A 2987-nucleotide genomic window follows, 5' to 3' on the forward strand; every position below is an offset into this window, starting at 1 on the left:
GAACTGCTCATCAGGAAGCTGCCCTTCCAGCGTCTGGTGCGCGAGATCGCTCAGGACTTCAAGACCGACCTTCGCTTCCAGTCGTCTGCCGTCATGGCATTGCAGGAGGCCTCCGAGGCCTACCTGGTTGGTCTCTTCGAAGACACGAACCTGTGCGCCATCCACGCCAAGCGTGTCACCATCATGCCTAAGGACATCCAGCTTGCCCGCCGCATTCGCGGTGAGCGTGCCTAAATATGCATCATCAACCGTATCAGCACTGATGCTTGTGCATATCTACAATCTAGGCCCTTTTCAGGGCCAAAGGTATCTTGCAGGAGAGAATTCTTATAGACACTGGGATTTATGCTTCTTTGTTTGCTCCATAGGTAATTAGGTGAACAATATCTATACGCCATTCATAACGGCGGCAGGAACATATCTTAATGAACAAAGAAAGGAAACACAACACCACCTTCTCACAAGGTATGCATATATTAAACGAAAGAACACCATGATAATAAAGCCTCCTTGGTACAGGGACCGTAAACATTCTTGTACAAACTTTCTGTGAAGAGTCCCCCCCCCGGCAAGCAGTCATGGTCTGGGCTGGAACACCTCCGGCATCCACTCGATGCAATCATGGTCTGGGCCAGACCGCCTCCTTCGGGTACCCACCGGAAGCACTCACGCGGGCTTTTCAGTATGGCAGCCCCAAGTCATTCAATCTTTCCTTCATTGCTTCATAACTACGGAACTATTCTTCAGGTGTCGTGCAACTAACGGCTAGGAGCTACTCCCATGGCGTTCTTTAATCATGCCAATCTTCATTTCCAGAACTACTGTTGAAAGATAGGTCACTGGCAGACAGACGGACGGACGACAAACAAAGAAACAGGGACAACAAGCCTTCCCCGCTGCCCCACTTGTTCTTCCTCTCCCCTCCGCCTCTTATTTTTCTCTATTCCCTCTAGGGAAAGGGAAATGAAACAGAGCAACCCAGAAATGATACAGCGACCCGCACTTGTCGCTCATTCGGAACTAATACATGTATGCGTGTATATCAAGATATTAAAAAAAAAAAAAAAAAAGCTGTAGGAATACAGGCAAATAATTCCTAGGCGAGAAGCGGGTGAGTCGGTCTGTCTTGATTCTCTTTCGCTAAAAAGATTGTGGCTCCGATGGAGCCGGTTCTTTTCCTTTGTTGCAAAGTAAGCAACTTCCTTGCTTACTTAGAGGATGTGTACTTGGTGACGGCCTTGGTACCCTCGGAGACGGCGTGCTTTGCCAGTTCACCGGGCAAGAGGAGACGGACGGCTGTCTGAATCTCCCGGCTGGTTATGGTGGATCGCTTGTTGTAATGTGCCAGGCGGGAGGCCTCGGCGGCGATGCGCTCGAAGATGTCGTTCACGAAGGAGTTCATGATTGACATGGCCTTGGATGAGACGCCGGTGTCGGGATGAACCTGCTTGAGCACCTTGTAGATGTAGATGGAGTAACTCTCCTTCCTCCTGCGCTTCTTCTTCTTGTCACCCTTGGCGATGGCCTTCTGGGCCTTGCCAGCCTTCTTGGCTGCCTTTCCTGATGCTTTGGGGGGCATGATGGCTGCTTTCACGGAGCGAGTCGGTGAAGGAATGAACGCGGCTCATGCAACTAGCCCTATATAGCGCAACTGGTTACTCAGGATCGCGAGAGCGAGAGATGGCTCGCGTTCTCATTCGCAAGGCAGCCGAGCCGCGGCCATCCTCTGATCCCGCGCTGGACTATATAACCCTTAGGTTGGCGCATTTGAGAAGCATTCGCTCTACGAGCCAACAGCTGAAGCGCTAGCTCATCACCGCCACTCAACACTGACGCCATGTCTGGACGCGGCAAGGGAGGAAAGGTGAAGGGAAAGTCCAAGTCCCGCTCCAGCCGGGCTGGTCTGCAGTTCCCTGTGGGCAGGATCCATCGTCTCCTGAGGAAGGGCAACTATGCCGAGCGCGTGGGCGCCGGTGCACCGGTGTACCTTGCAGCTGTTATGGAATATCTGGCTGCTGAGGTGCTCGAGCTCGCCGGCAACGCCGCCCGTGACAACAAGAAGACGCGCATCATCCCGCGTCACTTGCAGCTGGCTATCCGCAACGACGAGGAGCTCAACAAGCTCCTGTCCGGCGTGACCATTGCCCAGGGCGGTGTGCTGCCCAACATCCAGGCAGTGCTCCTCCCCAAGAAGACCGAGAAGAAGTAAATGCTCTCGGCCTTTCAGCGACAACATTTCCGTTTAATCAGGCTCCCCCTGGGAGCCACACCCTATTTTAAAAAAGAGAGAGATTTGGACGCGACGACCACCTCGTCTTTTCGAGAGAGAGATGAACAATAAGTAGCGGCGAAAGGAAATGCACAATTGCTCGAATATCCTGAACGAGACCCAGGGGCACAACAGACAGACAGAGATGTCAGCTGGGACCCGTGTCGACTCGGCTCATGGCTAACCCTCAGTTCTGGTGGTGGGGAGATTACCGTATTAATTCTGTTTGTTTGTTTGTCTGTTCGTTCGTTCGTTCGTTTCTTTGCTTCTTTCTTTGTTTGCTGGGTACTGTGTTGATTTTCATGTGAAAAGTAGTGATTTCCGACGACAACGAATGTCACATTACTTCGCGACGCATCAGAACTTACCCGAATAAAGTAGTTTCTTACGCGTGTTGGAAGTTAGTTGTACTGATAATACCTACCAAAACAAGTGGAGTGTGCCCGAATTCGCTTCGCTTTCGGCCACACAGGGGTCTTATGTACAGGTACAGGAGCAGCAGGCTGAAGAAAGCATCCACGATACAGGGTCTCTCCCCCCCCCCCCCCAAAAAAAAAAAAAATGGGGGTGCGGCCCCCACCCCCGGAAAGCAGGAAAGCAAAAACACATGGTCTGCGCCGTACCACCACCGGCAACCACAGGAACCAGTGAGACCGGGTTTTAAGTATGGTCGGCCCACAGTCATTAATTACTCAATTTTTTTACATTAATTCATAAA

At 51.7% G+C, this 2987-nt stretch carries 3 protein-coding genes; 2 read left to right on the forward strand and 1 reads right to left on the reverse strand.

Annotation, left to right across the window (positions count from 1 at the left end; genetic code table 11):
* Window positions 1-234: hypothetical protein (locus tag ACK5JN_RS23885; protein WP_416872419.1), on the forward strand; the 234-nt coding region annotated here is incomplete at its 5' end.
* 973 nt (window positions 235-1207) lie between these two features.
* Here ACK5JN_RS23885 and ACK5JN_RS23890 read toward each other — a convergent pair.
* Complete coding sequence (locus ACK5JN_RS23890; RefSeq protein ID WP_416872420.1) at window positions 1208-1579, reverse strand: histone H2B family protein; 372 nt, start codon at window positions 1577-1579, stop codon at window positions 1208-1210.
* Window positions 1580-1864: 285 nt separating this feature from the next.
* Here ACK5JN_RS23890 and ACK5JN_RS23895 point away from each other — a divergent pair, with 285 nt between their 5' ends.
* Entirely contained in the window at window positions 1865-2209 is a 345-nt protein-coding gene (locus ACK5JN_RS23895) for a histone H2A (protein WP_416872421.1), read from the forward strand.
* Window positions 2210-2987: the final 778 nt, after the last annotated feature.

Source organism: Kluyvera sp. (genome assembly GCF_047971185.1).
Classification (GTDB): domain Bacteria; phylum Pseudomonadota; class Gammaproteobacteria; order Enterobacterales; family Enterobacteriaceae; genus Kluyvera.